The organism is Rhizobium sp. 01T437 (assembly GCF_056398505.1).
The window spans coordinates 1-471 of record NZ_JBFTPM010000078.1; the positions used below are offsets into that span (position 1 = coordinate 1).

Annotated in this window: 1 protein-coding gene; it reads left to right on the top strand. The window is 62.0% G+C overall.

Going from position 1 to position 471, the window contains the following annotated elements:
- Nucleotides 1-471: DUF4082 domain-containing protein (locus AC1DM5_RS36570; RefSeq protein ID WP_477976964.1), on the top strand; the 471-nt coding region annotated here is incomplete at both ends.

Below are 471 nucleotides of genomic sequence, written 5' to 3' on the forward strand. Positions count from 1 at the left end.
ACCACGACAGGCACCAAACACCACGACAGGCACCAAACTCGCGACCGCCACCTTCACCAACACCACGGCGAGCGGCTGGCAGACGGTGAACTTTGCAACACCCGTTACCATCACCGCCAACACCAATTATGTCGCCTCCTACCACACGACAGGTGCCTATGTGGCGACCAACAATTTCTATACGGCGGCCGTCACCAGCGGCCCGCTGACGGCCCAGTCGAGTGCAGTGGCCGGCGGCAACGGCGTCTATGCCTATGGTGGGTCCGCCACCGCGGGCATTTTCCCGAATGCCACCTACAATGCCGCCAATTACTACGCCGATGTGGTCTTCCGCCCGTCATCGAGCTCGAACACGACACCGACGGCGGTTGCCGATGCGGGTGACGCGACCGAGAAGGGTGGTGTTGCCAATGGTTCGGGTGGTGTGGTTGCGAGCGGCAATGTGCTGACCAACGACACCGATCCGGATGC